This is a genomic window from Klebsiella pneumoniae, assembly GCF_000742135.1.
Taxonomy (GTDB): Bacteria; Pseudomonadota; Gammaproteobacteria; order Enterobacterales; family Enterobacteriaceae; genus Klebsiella; species Klebsiella pneumoniae.
Genome location: NZ_KN046818.1, coordinates 3,071,796 through 3,089,154 on the forward strand (window position 1 = coordinate 3,071,796; position 17,359 = coordinate 3,089,154).

Consider the following 17,359-nt stretch of genomic DNA (forward strand, 5'->3'; position numbering starts at 1 on the left):
CAAAAAAACCACCCCATACATATAAATTATTTTATAGGTAAAATAGATTATATATTCTCATAGCTACCACAAACTATACTAGCCTGAACTATATTTATTCTTCTGCAATCAATGCATACATAACACAAATATCACTCAGGTACACTACTCAAACCACGCTGGGATTTTTCCTCAAGTTATAATCATCACCCCGAAAATCATTCGGCATTTACTCATTAAATAGTCACCCCATAGGCCTGTACATGTTCACTCAGAAATATACATCCTTTTCTCTGTCATAAACCCTCTGATTAATCATAAATAAATACTTGTGACACCAATCTTTTTCCTTAACGGAACGAATTGTTGTGTAGAAGGAGATAATATTATGTCAAAAAAATATCAGCCATTGCTTATAACTCATTATATGTCAACATGGGTCACTATAACGGAAGCAGTTGAGATCACTACCAAAGCCATAAAACAAAAAATTACACCTAGCGATATTTATCGTCATACCTTGAGTGGCAACATCCTACTATCGGTCTATTTCCAGTCTCCTGTGATACTTAAGAAGATACAAACTTTTAATGGAAAAATAAAATTCAGGCAGTTTGAGGGAGACCTACTTGATAAACTATGCATGCTTGACAGGGACGGTTTTATTTATGGTCAAAATTTAAGACTCTGTACAGAAGCCAGATATGTTTGTCCTGTGCAACAAATTATAGATACCCCCCTGATAGGCTATGAATATGTTTTGATTCAGCGCATACTGGCACGTGAACTTAAATTCCCCTCCCCAATTGTGGGGGCAAGAAAAACTAACCATGGTATTATAGTAAGATTTTCAGAGGAGCTTTTTCAAATTTTCGAAACGATGAGTTGGAAAGAACGCGTAGAAAAACAAATTTCCAGACTACCTAAAAACACAGCATTAGATGTCATAAAAAAACTAACAGAAGTGACGACCATAAAATATAATCACAATGGGTGCTTTCCTCTTTATACATTACCGCCTGATGCCTGTTTTGTTATTCGCCACACCGAAGTCGAAAGACTAATTAATTTATACAAAAAAAGGGAGAGTCATCCCATTTCACCTTCCCGTATGACAACACCGTTATCACGCCTGTTTTGGCTGGCCTGCAAGCACAATGATACTATCAGCCCACTGCTGAATCATCCCTATAAGCTCCTTTCTATTTTTGAACAATGGGCATCAGACGATGGCATCGGGGAAAAACTGGACGCTGAAACACTGAAAAATGCGCTGAAGCGTGGTTCGCCATCTTCGACATCCTTATCCGGCTAATACCATCCCCATTTGTAATGGCCGACAACCCTAAATAAGGGTTTTGCATCCCTTATTTAGGGCTCACCAGCTTTCTCTCAGGCTTCCACTGTGTTTTTTTATTCTCCGGCCACCGTTTATTTCAGTCACAGGAGGATATATGACATCTTATCAGTTACTACGCCTCAGACAGGTTGAGCAAAAAACAGGGCTGAAGCGTTCACAGATATACCTTTATATGAAAGAGGGTGCATTTCCCCGTTCAATAAAAATAGGCCCTGCTAGTGTTGCCTGGCTCGAGTCTGAGATTGACGAGTGGATCAACAAAAAGTTATCTGACCGATAAAGACGCAATGAGGAGAAGATGATGAACATTAATATCCCGGCACTCATAAACTTCGATCCTGCAGGTATAAAAAAAAGCACCTGCATGTATATTTCAGACCTGCCCGGTATTGTGCTATATGACACTATACCATTCACTGAATATTCAGCTGAATTACTGAGCACTTATTCAGTTAAGGAGTCAATTTCATGCTTCCATCCCTGAATCATATTATATTAACCGTTGCTCTTCAGGCGCTACGGGAAGGAAATATTCATCACTGCGAAACTATGGGATTCACTTACGATGAAATGAATTTGCTCGGTTGCTTATCAATAAACGATCTTATCACCCTCAGTCAGGCACCTTTACCGCTTGTCGATATTACTATCCGCCATGATGTCCTGCAAAAATTACTGGCATCATCCCACGAGGAAAACAGGCGTCAGGAACAACTGAACAGAGCTGTCAGGCTGGGGGGCTCAATCGCACTGATGAACCGTTATTTCGGGGTTGGCTCCAGAGAAACCTGTGCACGCCGCCGGTTACTCGGTGTCTCCGTTCCAAACGGGAGAACACCCATTCCGGATGAAGAAACCGATGCTGCAATCTGGCATCAGTGGCAAAAATATCGGGTCGAAAACATTGATTCCCCGGAGGCGCTGGACGCCATGATGCAGGTTACAGAAAACCTTTCATCGTGTACTGCCCCCTCGCTGACCGTTGTCTGGAACTGCATCACGCATTGCGAAAGAAAGAACACGGTAAGGAGAATACAACGTGCCAGATGAAATCGATCGCGATCAGGCGTTTAATGAACGGTGCCTAGAAGCACTGATTGAACAAAGCCGGTTAAGACCCACACCGACACCTTCCCTGCAGCACTGTCGATTTTGCGGCAAGGCTATTCCGGAAAAACGCCGTCAGACGCTGCCGGGTGTAACAACCTGTACTGACTGTCAGTCGATACTGGAGAAACGCAGACGTTAAATCTGTATGTGCGGAGGAGAATAGCTCCGCACATTTTAATATGCACCAGCCGGCTTGTTTTCAGGTTCCCGTGCCTCCATGTCATGGATGAATAACCTGCTCACATCTCCTGCTGTGGCAATCCTTTTTTACAGTCAGTACACCAGAGGTCAGACATGAACAAACCGGCAAACAAGATGGAATTCGTCAGAAAACTGCGGTAAATAAATGACGGCAGCCTGCTGGAAAAGGTTGTCGGGCATATGGAAGAAAAGCTCACAGGGAATGAGCTTGAAATGCTTTATGCCGCAGCAGATTATCGCCGCGCAGAGATTGTAATGAACCAGTACTTTGATAAGGTTCCCGGTAATGTCTGGAAATATGTCAGATAACTCTGTGTTTTTTATGCAACAGGTACAGACGGATACCACTGCGGCATGAAAACGAATTTCACCACCCGGCCCGGTAAGTATCGGCCTAAGTGGCCGGGAAACGTTTAACCAGATTAAAGACCGTCCCTTACAACAAAAGGGACTACTGTATTCCTGTCTTTCACGCCTTACACATTATTGTCGTTACCAAATTCAGCCACAGAGACAGCATACAACCCCATCTGACATATAAAGAAAGTCTTCCTCCGGATGTTTAATTTAACCTGATAATAATCAACAAATATTATTATCAGCCCGCCCGTCATCATTCATGCACACACACACCGTGCCAGTAATACGTTAATTTCACATACTTTTTTATCATTCCTTCCGGTATTTATTTTCCCGTTAAAATTTCATTACCCCTCCTGCATCCTGACCATGCTCTTTAACAATATGGAGCGGGCTGTCACACAACCATAATTCAGGGTGCCGCTGAATGTTCTCGCTGACCCGTTAAAACCGGAATGCAGGATCGGAATGTGATCGAAGAAATCATCTTCAACAATTTTAATTAAACGAGGACACTATGAGAAAGCCTGTTTATTACGCGTATGTTGCCCAGGAAAGTCATCCGGACTCTCAGGGTGAGAAAAATACCTGGTGGACAAAGGTCGGAGTCGCCTTTCCCCACCACGGTAAATCCGGTCTGAATATTGTCCTGACGCCCGGTATTGCCGTTTCCGGCAAACTGGTCCTGCTTGAGCCCCGGGAGGAAAATAATCCACCACAGAATACGGGCCCCATCGAAACCGTGTCGTAACCACCCTTAATTCTGTTCCCACAGCATGCAGTATCAGCAGACCCTGCATGTCACTTGTTTACTGAGGTCACCATGCTTTCCACCACAGCCTTTCTGGCGATAGCCATGCAGTGCGCCGCCAGCATTCATCCGTCCACGGCATTCGACGTGGCACGGGTGGAATCCGGTTTTAACCCTTATGCCATCGCTGAGATTGTCCCGAAGGCCGGCCCCTCTTTCGGCGATCAACACATTATTTCTCACCTGCCAGCCAGCCGGGGAGATGCAGAGCATATTCTCCGTCGCCTGTCAGCACAGGATCGCCGTTACTCTGTCGGGCTGATGCAAATCACCAGCACCAATTTCCGCCATTATGGTGTGTCCGCCACAGAGCTACTTGATCCCTGTACCAATCTGTCCGTCTTCGAACACATTCTCAGAGACTGCTACCGGCGCGGCGGCACGCTGAAAAGGGCGCTGAGTTGTTATTATTCCGGCAATTTCAGTACCGGGCAACAACCTGAAACGGCGTTTTCCGGAACGAGCTATATCCAGCGAATCGGTTATCCGCCGGGATCATCCCGCTATGCGGTCCCCGGAACCCGTGAGGACAAATCATCAGTTGCCGTTCCCCTGAAAACCGCCCCTGCCAGTGACTCATCCCGTCACCACGTGATCTGGCCCGGAGTCGTCGTCCGTGGCGTCCCTGCGAAACTCCGCCAAGAAAAAATCTTCATCGCACCGTTCTCCGCGCCGTCAGTGCGCCGGAGTTTCTCCCTGTCACCCCGTGAGGAGGAGGAATAATGATACTTTTCCGCAAGCTAAAAGCTGTGGTCCCCCCCGTTTCGGCCTGTACGCTGACGACTTTTTCTGCAACCCCGGCACTGGCCGACGGATTTCAGCGGGCAAATACTGTCATGCAAAAAGTGTCAACCGGGCTGCATGGTCTGGCGGCAATCACGATCACCGTGGCCGTGATCTGGATTGGCTATAAGACCCTGTGGAAAGGCGAGAGCCTGTCGCAGTGCGGCTACATCATCATTGGCGGCATTTTAATTGGCGGAGGCAGTGAAATCGGCGCTCTGCTGATGAGCTAAGAGGCTGAACATATGGCAAAGCTGCTCAAGGCAATGAAACGCCCGGCGGCGCTGTGGGGGGTGCCAATGGTGCCCCTGCTGGCTGTCACGGGTGTAACCATCATCGTTGCTATCTGGACTTCCGTCGCTCTCCTGTTCTTACTTCCTGTGCAATTTCTGGTGATGAAGTCCCTTACCAGAAATGAACCGATGCGGTTCAATCTGATTGCCGTATGGCTGAGAGCGAAGGGAAAGCCGGTAGCAAACCGTTTATTTGGCGCAACAACATTTATGCCCGTTGAGCATGATGATGTTGATATCAAGGAGTTTCTCGACGCCATGAAACTAAATCAATGTGCCACCATCAAGAAGTACATCCCGTACTCATCGCACATTCATCAGCATGTGGTTCGTTCCCCTAAGAGCGATCTGTACTGCACCTGGGAATTGATGGGAACGCCGTTCGACTGCGAGTCTGACGAGTCGCTCCAGTTCGGGACGAACCAGTTACACGGGCTAATCCGCTCATTCGAAGGTATGCCAGTTACTTTCTATATCCATAACGACCGCAATACGTTTACCGACAATCTTCATAAAGATTCCGGCAACCCGTATGCCGATGAAGTTAGCCGTCTTTACTACGCTTCTGTCGGTCTGTTCCGGCGCAACCGCCTGTTCCTGACGGTCTGCTATCGCCCGTTTGTCAGCCTTGAAAAAGCAGAACGCAAACGGATGAAAGACAGCCAGAAACTAAAGGAGCTGGACGGTGCTTTGCTGGAAATGCTGGAAATAAAAAGCACGCTCGATACCGCGCTGTCGCGCTATGGTGCGCGACCTCTCGGTACGTTTACCGAAGGAAACGCGGTGTTTTCGTCGCAACTGGCTTTCTATGAATATCTGCTAACGCACCAGTGGCGAAAAGTGCGCGTCACCCGTACCCCGGCCTATGACGTGATGGGGGCGGCGGCGTTGTTCTTTTCGGCTGAATCCGGGCAGATAAACCACGCCAACGGTACGCAATATTTCCGGGGGCTGGAGGTTAAAGAGTTCTCCGAAGAGACCGCCACGGGGATGATGGACTCCCTTCTTTACGCCCCCTGCGATTACGTGATCACGCAGTCCTATACCTGCATGTCACGCGAGGAAGCGAAGAAAGCCATTAAGCGTACCCGTCGCCTTTTGATGAGTGCCGACGACGATGCTGTTTCCCAGCGGCTGGATCTGGATGTGGCGCTTGACCTGCTGACATCGGGGAAAATCGCTTACGGCAAGCACCATTTTTCCATCATGGTGTATTCCCCGTCGCTGGAAAGCCTGGTTGCTGATACGAATGAAATCAGTAACGCGCTGAACAACATAGGGATAACGCCTGTTCCGGCAGAAATATCGCTTTCAGCGGCGTATATGGCGCAACTGCCAGGCAACTACAACCTGAGGCCACGTAAAGGGGAGCTGAGTAGCCAGAACTTTGTGGAGCTGGCCGCGCTCCATAATTTCTATCCGGGCAAGCGCGATAAAGCCCCCTGGGGGGATGCGATGGCTTTACTGCGCACCCCGTCAGGCGATGGCTACTATATCAACCTGCATAACACACTGGCAGATAAGGACGAATTCAACGAGAAGAACCCGGCCAGTACCTGCATCCTCGGTACGAACGGTTCGGGTAAAACCATGTTGATGACGTTCTTTGAGATCATGCAGCAGAAATACGGGCGCGAGGATAGCTTCTCCCCGGATGCCAAAACCAAACGGCTGACAACCGTTTACCTCGATAAAGACCGGGGCGCAGAGATGAACATCCGGGCGCTGGGTGGCCGTTACTATCGGGTTATCAGTGGTGAGTCTACAGGGTGGAACCCGTTCTCGTTGCCAGCAACCAAACGCAATATCAATTTCATCAAGCAACTGATGAAAATCCTTTGTACCCGTAACGGCTCGACGATCTCCCCACGCGATGAACGACGTCTGAGTGATGCGGTCAATGCTGTGATGAATGACGAGCCGCAATATCGCGTCTACGGCATTACCCGAATGCTGGAAAATTTGCCTGAGCCGGCTACGAAAGAAGCCCAGGAAAACGGCCTTAGCATTCGGTTGTCACAGTGGGCGCAGGGCGGTGAGTTCGGCTGGGTGTTTGATAACGAGTCTGACACGTTCGATATCAGCAACTGCGATAACTTCGGCATCGACGGAACGGAGTTCCTGGACGATGCAAGCGTATGTGCGCCAATCTCGTTTTATCTGCTGTACCGCATTACCAGCCTGCTTGACGGGCGACGCCTGGTCATTTTCATGGATGAATTCTGGAAGTGGTTACGCGACCCGGTGTTTAAGGACTTTGCTTATAACAAGCTGAAAACCATCCGTAAGCTGAACGGGATGCTGGTCGTCGGTACTCAATCCCCGGCAGAGATCATCAAAGATGATATCGCCCCGGCAGTGATTGAGCAGTGCGGGACACAGATTCTGGCGGCGAACCCCAACGCCGACCGCGCACACTATGTTGACGGTATGAAGTTTGAACCGGAAGTGTTCGACGTGGTGAAAGGGCTTGACCCGCAAGCCCGCCAGTATGTTGTGGTGAAAAATCAGTTCAAGCGCGGCGATACCAAACGTTTTGCCGCTCGTGTCACGCTCGACCTGTCGGGTATCGGCAGATACACCAAAGTCATGAGCGGCGATGCCCCCAACCTCGAAATATTCGAATCGATTTACCGGGAAGGAATGCAGCCTCATGAATGGCTCGATACCTACCTGGCTAAAGCGCTCTGACCCAAAGGAGATATACGATGAAAACTCGCTTTCGTACTCTTATTCTGGCTTGCGTCATTGCAAGCCCACTGGCTCATGCTGGTATTCCCGTCGCTGTTGATGCTGACCCTATGCGGGACGTGCAGTGGGCGCAGGAGTTAAAACGCTGGATGGAAACGGCCAGACACTACCAGTCACAAATACAGGCATATAAAGACCAACTGGCGACGGCCACTGGCGTTCGTGATATTGCTGATTTTGTTGACCAGGCCAAAGGCCTGAAAGCTGACCTTGAAAAGCTGCGTAAGCCCGGACAGGCACTGAATGACCTGCTTCTCTCCGGCGGTTCCTCCGGGCAGTTCGATGCGTTGTACGAGAAGTATAAAATTTTCGACACCTGCAACACTGCGCAATCGGGGAGTTATGCCAACGTATGCAAGCAGCAGGTCATCAACAAGGCTATCCAGCTTGAGCAAACCGACGAGGTTCAGAACCAGGTAAGCCAGACCCTGGGGGAAATAAACAGTCTCTCCAACAGGGTAGCGTTAGCCAAAGATTCGAAAGAATCTCAAGACCTTGCAAACAGTATTCAGCTAAAATCTGTCATGCTGAACACGCTTACCACCCAATGGGAAATGAGCGTGAAAGCAGCAGAGAAGCGCGAAAATGCGCTAGAAGCGGAGCGTGTTAAGCAGTGGAATCAGCAGCAGTTAAACGCGCCAACTGCTGACCTTAATAATTTATGAGGTATTTATGTTATCAAAAAAAAATATTTTAATTTCGACGATCACCCTGTGCTTTTCTATTGTTGGATGCAAAGAGGAAGCTAAAACAACAAAATGGTATAGGGATCACCCTGACGAATTAAAACTAGTTTATGAAAAGTGCCAAAAGAGTGGTGACGCTTCTGAAAATTGCAAGAATGCAAATGAAGCCCACTATCAAATCAAGCAGCTAAACGCACCAACTCCAGACTTAAATAATTTAGAGGAGTAATATATGAATGGCGGTCTTTTTGTTGGGGTTGAGAAATACCTGATAGGAGGAATTACAGACGCCACAAAGGGATTGATGATGTCGTACTCTTCTATGATGATGGGGCTGGCAGCAGCGTCAGCTACCATCTACATCATGTGGCGTGGATACCAGACTTTGGCTGGTAAGCTATCTACGCCTATGGAAGACACGATGTGGGACATCATGAGGATGGCTATCATCCTGTCCTTTGTGGCTAATTTAGGCGGCTACCTCGATGGCGTTATTGATGCCATAAACGGAATAAAGGAGGGTTTTTCTGGTAGTGATAATATATGGCAGTTATTAGACACCCTATGGAATAAGGCTAAAGTGTTAGGGAAAACGCTACATGACATGGATAATTCTACATATGTAAAAGATGAGGGAATGACTGCTCAATTTTGTGTATGGCTTGGAATATTCGCACTTATGATTCTAGCGGGCTTTGTTTCAATGGTTGCCGAAGTAATGATTCTACTATTAGGAATAACTGCACCTATTTTCATATTCTGCCTTATGTATGGTTTCCTCCGCCCCATGTTCAATAACTGGTTGCAAAATATATTTGCAGGAATATTAACAATTCTATTTGCCGCTCTCTCATTGAGAATTGTAGTGAATTACTTGAATCTCGTTCTTAATAAGGCGACGAAGGTAGCAGACAGTTCAACAATTGTTGAACTTGGTGCTCAAGTCTGCCTTGCAGGTATTTTCGCTGCAATACTGGTGTATATTTCCGCTAAGGTAGCCGCAGCTCTGGCCGGGGCAAGCGCTACCGTATCCATGCAGGGGCTGGCCGCTGTAGGTATCGGTGCGGCTGCTTTTGGTGCCGGGAAGCTAGCCGGGGGTGCAGTTAAAGAAACCAAACGTTCCGCCCAGGACAACATTCAGGGCTGGAAGGATGCGAATGCAGGTAAGCCCGGCAAGCCCGGAGGTGAGTTAGGCTATAACGCATCTAAAGCGCGGAAGTACGCGATTGAGCAGATGATAGCCCGGAACGAAGCGCGGAGGCTGGCACAGTCGAGAGAATCCGCGGTTAAGAAGTTCAACAGCTAGGCCAGACATCTCCAGTCCATCCCCCCGAAACACCAACCTATGAAAATATAATTATATTTTCATATATCTAATTTAGTTGAGGAAATCATTGATGAAACGCTTGATTGCGCTGGCTTTGCTGTGCGCGCTTTCTGGCTGCGCCCAGAACACGCCTCCCTCTGCCTTTAGCGGTAAGGGAGAACCCGTAAACACCCCTCAAATTATGGCGGAGTTAAACAGTCATGAGTGAACAGAAATTAATAGCTGAATCCCGCACTTTTGAGCAGCAAATGATTGAGCGGGATAAACGCGCCGCAAAAGCCGGTTTTGTTGTTGGCGGTGTAGGTCTGCTGATTGCGGTACTGTCGCTCGTCGCCGTGGTCGTGATGTTGCCGCTGAAACAGACGGACGTTGAGCTGTATACCGTGGATAACCACACAGGACGGGTGGAACACGTTACCCGGACATCAAAAACCAGCCTGACCGCAGAAGAAGCCTATCAAAAGGCGATGGCCGCAAACTACGTCAAAGTGCGTGAGCGGTATGTCTATCCCTCTCTCCAGGACGATTACGAGACAGTGCAGGTCTACAACTCCCCCCAGGTAAACGATGACTATCTGGCGCTTTACGCCGGGAAAAATGCCCCGGACAAGGTTTATAAAAACGGGGCGCACACCGTGAAAGTGGAGATCCTGTCAAACCAGATCACCGATGCGACAGCCCCTGACAGGGTCGCCACCATCCGCTACAAGAAGATTATCCGCCGTCTGGCTGATAACAGCACCCGCAGCGAGTATTGGGATGCCCGGTTCACGTTCCATTCTGACCCTGACAAGGAAATGAGCGATGCGGAACGCGAGATCAACTACTTCGGCTTTACCGTCACCAGTTGGCAGACCGACCGCGAAATTCGGGGAGGTGAATGATGAAAAAGTTAACGTTTACCGCACTGGCACTGATGATGTGCGGCGCGGCATGGGGTGCGGCCATACCACAGGCAAGCCGCTATGACTCCCGTGTTCAGCAGGTTATCTATAACCCGCAGAACGTCACCGTCGTTAACACCAAACCCGGCTTTATGACAACGCTGGTCTTTGATAACGATGAGGCGGTCATAAGCGCGAAACCCGGCTTTGATGAGGCGTGGGAAGCCACGCCGGATGCAAACCGGGTCAACGTTCGTCCGGTCGCGCTCACGCAGGGAGCGCCCGGAGAAGATGGCAACACAACGCAGGTCGTGATCCCCCCGAACAGCCGGGACTGGCATACCAACATGCTGGTTGTCACGAATAAGCGCCTGTACAACGTCGAGCTGAATGTCATCGATGATAAATCGGCACAGCAACCCGCTTTCCAGGTGAGCTATCGCTATCCGGGCGAAGAACGGGACAAAGCGAGCCGGGAGGCGACGGCCAGACAGCGCGAGTGGGAGCAGAAACAGCAACAGGCCAGCGTCCAGAAAGCGCTGAACTCGGCGCAGACGCCCCGCAACTGGAGTTACACCAAATATCCGGGCAAAGGCAGTTTCAACATTGTTCCCGATTTTGCTTACGACGATGGCCGCTTTACGTTCGTGGGCTTCTCCCCGTCTAAGTCCATTCCTTCCGTAACCAAAGAGCTGAACGGCAAAGAGCATGTGGTTAACAGCAGTATCCAGAAGAAAGGCGACTTCACCGTACTGGTAATTCAGGAGGTGACGCCACGCCTGGTACTGCGTTCCGGTAATGCCGTTGTGGGTCTGGAAAATAGCGGATTTGGCAAGGTACACGCCGCCGATGGTTCCACCGTGTCCCGGCAGGTGGAAAGAGTGGAAAAAACGGAATCCAATTAACCTATAAAAATAGTTTTATATTTTTATAAAAGGAAACGTGCATATGAACGACGAAAACAAAGTGCCTGTGCCGGATGAAGCGCAGGCATCCCCGGCACACGCTGGGGATGATATTGCCACGCTTGAGCGGGAAGCCCGCGCTAAAAGGGAGGCCGAGCTTATCAATGCGCAGGACGATGAAGAGAAAGACCCGGTACAACCCGCCGTTAACAAGCTGAAAAAGCGCAAACGGGGCAAAGCAACCGCCTTTCTTGCCATTGTCGCGGCCACGCTTATCTTCCTGGCATGGGGTGGTAACTGGGTTTATCGCAATATCCTGTGGCAGCCTACGGAAGAAAAGAAACAGGACACAGCCCCGCAGACGAACAAAACCGATTACCGGCAGCGTAACGATCTCGGTATGTCCACCGATACAGCCGAAGAAGAGCCAGAGCAACAGGATAACGGCCAGAGCAGCACGGGGGGAACAGGGCAGGCGGCTCCGGCCGCCCCGCCAGAACTCAACAAAGCCAGCTTCCTTATTCGTCGTGATGGTTCGGCCACCACGCAGAACCAGGTCAAAACCCGGCAGCAGGAAATGACGCTGACATCGGCAACGACCACCGGACAACAGGACAGCAGCGCGGCCACAAATACCGCCGCACCGCCGCCGGGACAAAGCCCCGCACCAGTGCGCCGCATACCCTATAACCCTGACCTGTACATCCCGGAAAATACCTCGATCCCCTGCTCACTGGATCGCCGCTTTGTATCTGACCGGGCGGGGAAACTTCGCTGCACGGTCACTACTGACATCTGGAGCGCCAGCGGCAACACGAAGCTGATAGAGAAAGGCACCACCGCATCATTACTTTACCGCGCCATAGCGGAAGAAGGTATGAAGCACGGGCAAGGGCGGGCATTCATCATTGCGACGAAGCTACGCACCCGCCAGCCGCCTTATCTCGATATCCCGTTGGTTGATACCAGCGCGGCTGGCGATCTGGGCGAGGCTGGCGTTGATGGCTGGATAGATTCGCACTTCTGGGAACGGTTCGGCGGCGCGTTAATGGTCGGCATGATCCCCGATATTGGCGCATGGGCATCCAACAGCGCGGGTAAAAAAGACCGCAATACGGACTATACGGAAAACAGCCGCCAGGCTATGGCAGATATGGCACGTACCACGCTGGAGAACAGCATCAATATTCCCCCAACGCTCTATAAGAATCAGGGCGAGATCATCAACCTAATCACAGGCGAGGATATTGATTTTTCCAACATCTATACACTGAGGTTGAAAAATGACCGCTAAGAATATTTCCCTCGACCGCTATAAACAGCGTTTCTTTGGCGACTTTCTGGAGCTTCCCGGCCTGACGGAGATCGCCGTCAATCGTCCAGGTGAGCTGTATACCAAAATCAACGGCGTATGGGAGCAGCACGCCGTTCCTTTGTCCTATGAGGATTGCTACAACTTTGCCCGGTGCCTGGCAAAGCACCACGGCGACAATATCGAAGATATTAAGCCGGGGCTGTCAGCCACGCTGGAATCTGGCGAACGGTGCCAGGTGATTGTTCCCCCGGCCTGTGAGCGCGATACGGTGTCTATCACCATCCGTAAGCCATCGAAGGTACAAATCCCGCATCAGTCATACATCGATGCGGGATTTTATAACCGGGTAACAGGCGAGGAAAAAACGGAGACGCACGACGAGGAATTAATTGCATTGTACAATACAAAAAATATTCCTCTGTTTATGGAGAAATGCGTCGAGTACGGTAAAACTCTCGCGGTCGCCGGGGAAACAAGCACCGGGAAAACCACCTATATGAAAATGTTGATAGGGTATATTCCTGTACATCTTCGGATATCAACCATTGAGGACAACCCGGAAATCACGTTCTTTATCCATAAAAACTACGTCCATCTTTTTTATCCGTCAGAATCATCAGATGAAAAAGGTTCTATCGTTACCCCGGCGAGCCTTTTACGCTGGAATTACCGTATGAACCCTGACCGCATTTTATTAACAGAGGTTCGCGGTGCGGAAGCCTGGGACTTCCTTAAAATAACAGGTTCCGGCCATGAAGGGAGTATGACCTCCATTCATGCAGGATCAGCGAAAGAAGCTATAGATGGGTTTATTACCCGTTGCTATGAAAATCCACAGTGCGCCCAGCTCCCCTATACATTTATGTTACGTAAGGTTCTGGATAGCCTGGACGTGATTGTGAGCATTGATTTAGACGGAAATGTTCGCCGTATGAATGACATCTATTTCCGTCCAATTCATCGAAACCAGTATTTTGAGGAAATGAAAGCATGATAAAGAAACTTAAAGTCATCATGTTGGCAGCAATAGTTACCGGATGTTCATCGCCGCCGCCTCCCGTTCCTGTGGAGTGGGATAAAGCCGCTGACCCATTAAATACCAGTTTACCGCAATGGAGTGACAATAACGTTATAGTCCCTTCCCCGACAGTTAACGGTAAATGGACATCATCAATCAGCGCACAAAGTTTCTACGATACAATATGGACTCCAGCAGTATTTTACGCAGTCGCCCATTCAACACGAATTGTCGTCACTGCACAATCCGGCACTGATTTCTTTAATGCCAAAAACTGGCTTCGCCAGAATGGCGCAAAAGGCGTTATTGAATACCAGCCTGTATTTAATTGCCTGACGTGCAGAGAAACCACTATTTATTTCTCTCACCAATCCATTTAAGCAACACAATCTAATAAGGATTTATCATGAAAAAAACCGTTATCGCGGCGACTGTATTATGCCTGACCGCAGGAACGCCGATTTATTCCTTTGCCGCTGACCCGTGCGAAGTTGTTCTTTGCATGTACGGAAAAGCCACAGGTAATAGTGGTGGGAGTGAATGCAGTTCAGCAGAACGCGCATTTTTTAAAATCAACGCATTTAAAAAACACCATCGTTTCAATCCGGGTAAAACATTCGATATGCGAAAAGAATTTTTAGGGGAGTGCAAAGCCGCAGACCCTGAATCAATAAGTAAAATCCTTTCAAAATTTGGCAGAGTGAAAGGATAACTGACATATCCATTTTGATATGAGAGGTTCGAAATGATAAACGAAGATTTATTCATTTAGAATATACACTCAAAAAATCAGGACAGAATATCTGTAGCCATGGGATATGACACGTTATCAAAAGAAGCCCACAGAGGTTGTGGGCTGTATTACGAAATATACGAAAGCTGTTTTATCGGTCTTTTGCGCGATCATCTTTCAGAACTTAATGAAGCTGACGCAAATAGATTAAGACGCTATGCCGAGAGTAAAGGTACGAAAATTGATGATGCGTCCTACAGTGAAGCACTGGAAGCTGAAAGGGAGTGCAGGGCTGAAATATACCGCGAGCAAATGTAATCACACAAAACAAAAGTGTATTGTACAATACAGAGACTAACAGGCGACGGGATTTTAAGGCTTCATTATTTTTGGCTTCAATTTCGAAGAAATTGTTAAGACGAAAAATAATGAAGTGGAACGTGGACAGAAAATTCAATTTCGGAGAAATTGCTAATTCTCAGGATCCACGTCCACCCGCGAACATTCGCCCCAGCGAATTGAAGCGGGCCGGGGGGAGCCGCAAAAATTTTGCCGCCCCAGCGAGCAAAAAGGCACGCCCACGTGCCGGTTTTTGTGGGGGGCTTGCCCCGCACACCGTCGCAGCCAGGCTATATTTCCCGCCCCGGCGGGGAATATGCCGATTAGGCGCGACCAACCCCTTTAAAGCAGCGTTCCCATTTTTTCGAGCTTGCGAAGAAAAAATAGGCTAAACGCGCGTCTTAAAGGGGTTGGTCGCGCGTAGCGCGCGACGGTGTGCCGCCTTTGACTTTGGGGGTTTTGGTCCGGCGTTCAGCCGGGACATTACCCCCATGTGCCATGCAGTGAGGGCGTCCAGCCCGAACGTAATGACACACGCCGTTGCCCGTCATTCGGGCGTTTCAGAGGACAGACGACCACTGGTCGGCTGTTTTCTGAAAGCACGGATAACGGGCTTGATCGCCACTGGCGATCAGCGCTTTTTGCCGGTTCATCGGAGCATGTTATGGGAGCATCGCATGGGAGCGTGGTTATGCTCCTGTAAGCTGCTCCCATCTCTTGCGCCCAACAGGTCAGTTTTCGTATGGAGAAAATAGATATGGGTTCCCACCTGATGCAAAGGCTGAATGCTTTTGCTGACGCCTTTTCCTTTTTCCTGTTATGGCTGCAAAACAGCCCTGTCATATTATCCCTGTTCGCAGGTCTTACATTACCATTTATAGTCAACCTTCCCCGAGAGGAAAGAAAGAACGCTCCGTTCTGGTTAAAATCGGTGGCGTGTGTGTCTATTTTCTTTTTTATATTCGGCACCATATCACCGCTAACTATTCAGGGGCTGAGCTACTTTTTTAAATTACTCGACAACAACATACTGTTCAGAATTCCGCTATGGATCATGACAGTCACATTTACGACAGCAGGATTATTCTTTCATATTGCAGCTCGACGAGTTCTGGCGGGAGAAATTGACAATCTGAAACATCGAATAATTAAGAAAACCAAGCTGGAGAGAAATACCAGAACGGATGTACGTAAAGTAAAAGAGCTGTTGCCCGAGAGCATAGAATACAATCCACTCGATTACATTGATTTAAAGAAAGGTGCTTTCATTGGCTTAAACAAAGATGACCAGCCGCAATACATAACCATAAAAGAATTCAAGACCCAACACGCAGCAATTATCGGCACAACTGGTTCAGGGAAAGGCGTCACTGCAACCGTTCTACTTTATCAGGCAATTCTTGCAGGCGAGGCTGTTTTTGTAGAAGATCCAAAAGATGATGAATGGGCACCACATATACTCAGGGAAGCATGTAAAAAAGCGGGCAAGAAATTTACACTTATAAATTTGAATAAGTTAAATTTTCAGCTTGATTTACTGGCTGATATCTCTCATGAACAACTGGAGGAACTATTTAACGCTGGCTTTAGTCTGGCTAAAAAAGGGGAAGCTTCAGATTTTTATCGAATCTCTGACCGCCGCGCGGCCAGAAACACATCGGCAATTTATGAAAAAGGAATGACACTTTATGATTTATTTAACACTGATTTTGTTCAGTCATTACGTCAAGCTGCTCCCGCATTTTTTGGTGAGCTGGAAGAAGTTGCTTTAGTTAACTCAATTAATGCCACAAATGGATTTTCATTAAAAGAGATTTTTGATGAAGGTGGTTGTTGCTACATTATTGGTTCAACACGAAACCAAAAAATAATATCCGCACAAAGGATGATTCTGACCCGCCTGATACAAATAGCAGAGACCAGGGACAGAATAAACAGCACCCCGCGTACTGTTGCTATTTTTCTCGACGAATTGAAATATCATCTATCCCGCCCCGCCCTTGAGGGACTTGGAACGGCACGAGATAAAGGTGTGCATATATTCATGGCTTTTCAGGCGATAGACGATCTGCGTGACTGTCCGTCTGATTTAAATGGTGATGCAGTTATTGGAGCCATCATTGAAAACGCAAAATTCAAATTGATTTATAAGATTCAAAATCCAGAAACAGCAGAATGGGCGGCAAAAATGACAGGTTCAATCCTGGTTGATGATGAAATGAGGAAAGTAAGGACTGATTTATCATTAACGGAAAAAATGGATACAGACCGAATGATAAGACAGGCAGAAAGTTACTACGTTGACAGTAATATGTTTTTAAATCTCCCTGAAAAAGTCGGTTTTGTATTTACAACAAAAGAACTGGCGAAGGCAACAAAGATGTCCCATATTCTGGTTAAAAAGAAACATATTGAATTGCTGTCATTTGAAAATCCTCAATCTGTACAACCACAACCCGAAATCAATGAACAAAATAAGCCATCAATCAATCTGTGAGGGCTGA

General features: G+C 48.3%; 20 protein-coding genes and 1 pseudogene. All 21 read left to right on the top strand.

Translation table 11 applies throughout. The features are described 5' to 3' along the window. Positions 1-367: 367 nt before the first annotated feature. The 21 genes and pseudogenes from DR88_RS30865 to DR88_RS11025 all read left to right on the top strand — a co-directional run bounded on the left by DR88_RS30865 (position 368) and on the right by DR88_RS11025 (position 17,352). Complete coding sequence (locus DR88_RS30865; protein WP_025861985.1) at positions 368-1,294, top strand: hypothetical protein; 927 nt, start codon at positions 368-370, stop codon at positions 1,292-1,294. 139 nt (positions 1,295-1,433) lie between these two features. After that, positions 1,434-1,619, top strand: coding sequence for an AlpA family transcriptional regulator (locus DR88_RS11085; RefSeq protein WP_000205185.1), 186 nt, complete (start codon positions 1,434-1,436; stop codon positions 1,617-1,619). Between the two features lie 21 nt (positions 1,620-1,640). Further along, positions 1,641-1,823 carry a hypothetical protein gene (locus DR88_RS28290; protein ID WP_001513329.1) on the top strand — a complete coding sequence of 61 codons (183 nt, stop codon included), beginning with the start codon at positions 1,641-1,643 and terminating at the stop codon, positions 1,821-1,823. Next, on the top strand, positions 1,808-2,389 hold the full coding sequence (locus DR88_RS11080) for a DUF2857 domain-containing protein (protein ID WP_000937857.1): 582 nt from the start codon (positions 1,808-1,810) through the stop codon (positions 2,387-2,389). The genes DR88_RS28290 and DR88_RS11080 overlap by 16 nt, the downstream gene beginning before the upstream one ends. Continuing rightward, positions 2,379-2,588, top strand: a complete 210-nt coding sequence (locus DR88_RS28295) for a TraR/DksA family transcriptional regulator (RefSeq protein WP_001112403.1) — start codon at positions 2,379-2,381, stop codon at positions 2,586-2,588. The genes DR88_RS11080 and DR88_RS28295 overlap by 11 nt, the downstream gene beginning before the upstream one ends. A gap of 221 nt (positions 2,589-2,809) precedes the next feature. Continuing rightward, a pseudogene (locus tag DR88_RS29365) lies at positions 2,810-2,959 on the top strand (Hha/YmoA family nucleoid-associated regulatory protein); the annotation flags it as partial. 568 nt (positions 2,960-3,527) lie between these two features. Continuing rightward, positions 3,528-3,761, top strand: coding sequence for a hypothetical protein (locus DR88_RS11075; RefSeq protein ID WP_001231171.1), 234 nt, complete (start codon positions 3,528-3,530; stop codon positions 3,759-3,761). A gap of 72 nt (positions 3,762-3,833) precedes the next feature. Then, positions 3,834-4,544, top strand: a complete 711-nt coding sequence (locus tag DR88_RS11070; protein WP_001593436.1) for a lytic transglycosylase domain-containing protein — start codon at positions 3,834-3,836, stop codon at positions 4,542-4,544. Beyond that, a complete protein-coding gene (locus DR88_RS11065) occupies positions 4,544-4,837 on the top strand; it encodes a TrbC/VirB2 family protein (RefSeq protein WP_000600171.1) in 294 nt (97 codons plus the stop codon). Before DR88_RS11070 ends, DR88_RS11065 begins: the two co-directional genes overlap by 1 nt. A gap of 12 nt (positions 4,838-4,849) precedes the next feature. Next, positions 4,850-7,588: a VirB4 family type IV secretion/conjugal transfer ATPase gene (locus DR88_RS11060; RefSeq protein WP_001096398.1), complete on the top strand. Its 2,739-nt coding sequence runs from the start codon at positions 4,850-4,852 to the stop codon at positions 7,586-7,588. A 17-nt stretch (positions 7,589-7,605) separates the two neighbouring features. Continuing rightward, positions 7,606-8,313, top strand: a complete 708-nt coding sequence (locus DR88_RS11055) for a TrbJ/VirB5 family protein (RefSeq protein WP_000857358.1) — start codon at positions 7,606-7,608, stop codon at positions 8,311-8,313. Positions 8,314-8,320: 7 nt separating this feature from the next. Continuing rightward, on the top strand, positions 8,321-8,563 hold the full coding sequence (locus tag DR88_RS28305) for an EexN family lipoprotein (protein ID WP_004150600.1): 243 nt from the start codon (positions 8,321-8,323) through the stop codon (positions 8,561-8,563). 3 nt (positions 8,564-8,566) lie between these two features. Then, complete coding sequence (locus DR88_RS11050) at positions 8,567-9,640, top strand: TrbL/VirB6 family protein (RefSeq protein ID WP_004150601.1); 1,074 nt, start codon at positions 8,567-8,569, stop codon at positions 9,638-9,640. Between the two features lie 221 nt (positions 9,641-9,861). Continuing rightward, a complete protein-coding gene (locus tag DR88_RS11045) occupies positions 9,862-10,545 on the top strand; it encodes a VirB8 family type IV secretion system protein (RefSeq protein ID WP_016530244.1) in 684 nt (227 codons plus the stop codon). Next, positions 10,542-11,450 carry a P-type conjugative transfer protein VirB9 gene (virB9, locus tag DR88_RS11040; protein WP_016530245.1) on the top strand — a complete coding sequence of 303 codons (909 nt, stop codon included), beginning with the start codon at positions 10,542-10,544 and terminating at the stop codon, positions 11,448-11,450. The genes DR88_RS11045 and virB9 overlap by 4 nt, the downstream gene beginning before the upstream one ends. Before the next feature lie 43 nt (positions 11,451-11,493). Continuing rightward, positions 11,494-12,744: a VirB10/TraB/TrbI family type IV secretion system protein gene (gene virB10, locus DR88_RS11035; RefSeq protein WP_004150602.1), complete on the top strand. Its 1,251-nt coding sequence runs from the start codon at positions 11,494-11,496 to the stop codon at positions 12,742-12,744. Next, positions 12,734-13,759, top strand: coding sequence for a P-type DNA transfer ATPase VirB11 (gene virB11 / locus DR88_RS11030; protein WP_000125558.1), 1,026 nt, complete (start codon positions 12,734-12,736; stop codon positions 13,757-13,759). Before virB10 ends, virB11 begins: the two co-directional genes overlap by 11 nt. Beyond that, the gene (locus DR88_RS28310; RefSeq protein ID WP_004150603.1) at positions 13,756-14,163 is read left to right on the top strand and encodes a cag pathogenicity island Cag12 family protein; all 408 of its coding nucleotides are present in this window, start codon (positions 13,756-13,758) and stop codon (positions 14,161-14,163) included. Before virB11 ends, DR88_RS28310 begins: the two co-directional genes overlap by 4 nt. Positions 14,164-14,189: 26 nt before the next feature. Continuing rightward, on the top strand, positions 14,190-14,495 hold the full coding sequence (locus DR88_RS28315; protein ID WP_000754360.1) for a hypothetical protein: 306 nt from the start codon (positions 14,190-14,192) through the stop codon (positions 14,493-14,495). Positions 14,496-14,558: 63 nt separating this feature from the next. Further along, positions 14,559-14,834 (top strand): dpoa decarboxylase, encoded by a 276-nt coding sequence (locus DR88_RS28320; RefSeq protein ID WP_227499860.1) that lies wholly within the window; start codon positions 14,559-14,561, stop codon positions 14,832-14,834. 778 nt (positions 14,835-15,612) lie between these two features. Beyond that, complete coding sequence (locus DR88_RS11025; protein WP_025862121.1) at positions 15,613-17,352, top strand: type IV secretory system conjugative DNA transfer family protein; 1,740 nt, start codon at positions 15,613-15,615, stop codon at positions 17,350-17,352. Positions 17,353-17,359: the final 7 nt, after the last annotated feature.

Bases quoted from the DNA above. Each gene is read 5' to 3' on its own strand.
- DR88_RS30865 (WP_025861985.1), top strand. From the start codon at position 368: ATGTCAAAAAAATATCAGCCATTGCTTATAACTCATTATATGTCAACA.
- DR88_RS11085 (WP_000205185.1), top strand. From the start codon at position 1,434: ATGACATCTTATCAGTTACTACGCCTCAGACAGGTTGAGCAAAAAACA.
- DR88_RS28290 (WP_001513329.1), top strand. From the start codon at position 1,641: ATGAACATTAATATCCCGGCACTCATAAACTTCGATCCTGCAGGTATA.
- DR88_RS11080 (WP_000937857.1), top strand. From the start codon at position 1,808: ATGCTTCCATCCCTGAATCATATTATATTAACCGTTGCTCTTCAGGCG.
- DR88_RS11075 (WP_001231171.1), top strand. From the start codon at position 3,528: ATGAGAAAGCCTGTTTATTACGCGTATGTTGCCCAGGAAAGTCATCCG.
- DR88_RS11070 (WP_001593436.1), top strand. From the start codon at position 3,834: ATGCTTTCCACCACAGCCTTTCTGGCGATAGCCATGCAGTGCGCCGCC.
- DR88_RS11065 (WP_000600171.1), top strand. From the start codon at position 4,544: ATGATACTTTTCCGCAAGCTAAAAGCTGTGGTCCCCCCCGTTTCGGCC.
- DR88_RS11060 (WP_001096398.1), top strand. From the start codon at position 4,850: ATGGCAAAGCTGCTCAAGGCAATGAAACGCCCGGCGGCGCTGTGGGGG.
- DR88_RS11055 (WP_000857358.1), top strand. From the start codon at position 7,606: ATGAAAACTCGCTTTCGTACTCTTATTCTGGCTTGCGTCATTGCAAGC.
- DR88_RS28305 (WP_004150600.1), top strand. From the start codon at position 8,321: ATGTTATCAAAAAAAAATATTTTAATTTCGACGATCACCCTGTGCTTT.
- DR88_RS11050 (WP_004150601.1), top strand. From the start codon at position 8,567: ATGAATGGCGGTCTTTTTGTTGGGGTTGAGAAATACCTGATAGGAGGA.
- DR88_RS11045 (WP_016530244.1), top strand. From the start codon at position 9,862: ATGAGTGAACAGAAATTAATAGCTGAATCCCGCACTTTTGAGCAGCAA.
- virB9 (WP_016530245.1), top strand. From the start codon at position 10,542: ATGATGAAAAAGTTAACGTTTACCGCACTGGCACTGATGATGTGCGGC.
- virB10 (WP_004150602.1), top strand. From the start codon at position 11,494: ATGAACGACGAAAACAAAGTGCCTGTGCCGGATGAAGCGCAGGCATCC.
- virB11 (WP_000125558.1), top strand. From the start codon at position 12,734: ATGACCGCTAAGAATATTTCCCTCGACCGCTATAAACAGCGTTTCTTT.
- DR88_RS28310 (WP_004150603.1), top strand. From the start codon at position 13,756: ATGATAAAGAAACTTAAAGTCATCATGTTGGCAGCAATAGTTACCGGA.
- DR88_RS28315 (WP_000754360.1), top strand. From the start codon at position 14,190: ATGAAAAAAACCGTTATCGCGGCGACTGTATTATGCCTGACCGCAGGA.
- DR88_RS11025 (WP_025862121.1), top strand. From the start codon at position 15,613: ATGGGTTCCCACCTGATGCAAAGGCTGAATGCTTTTGCTGACGCCTTT.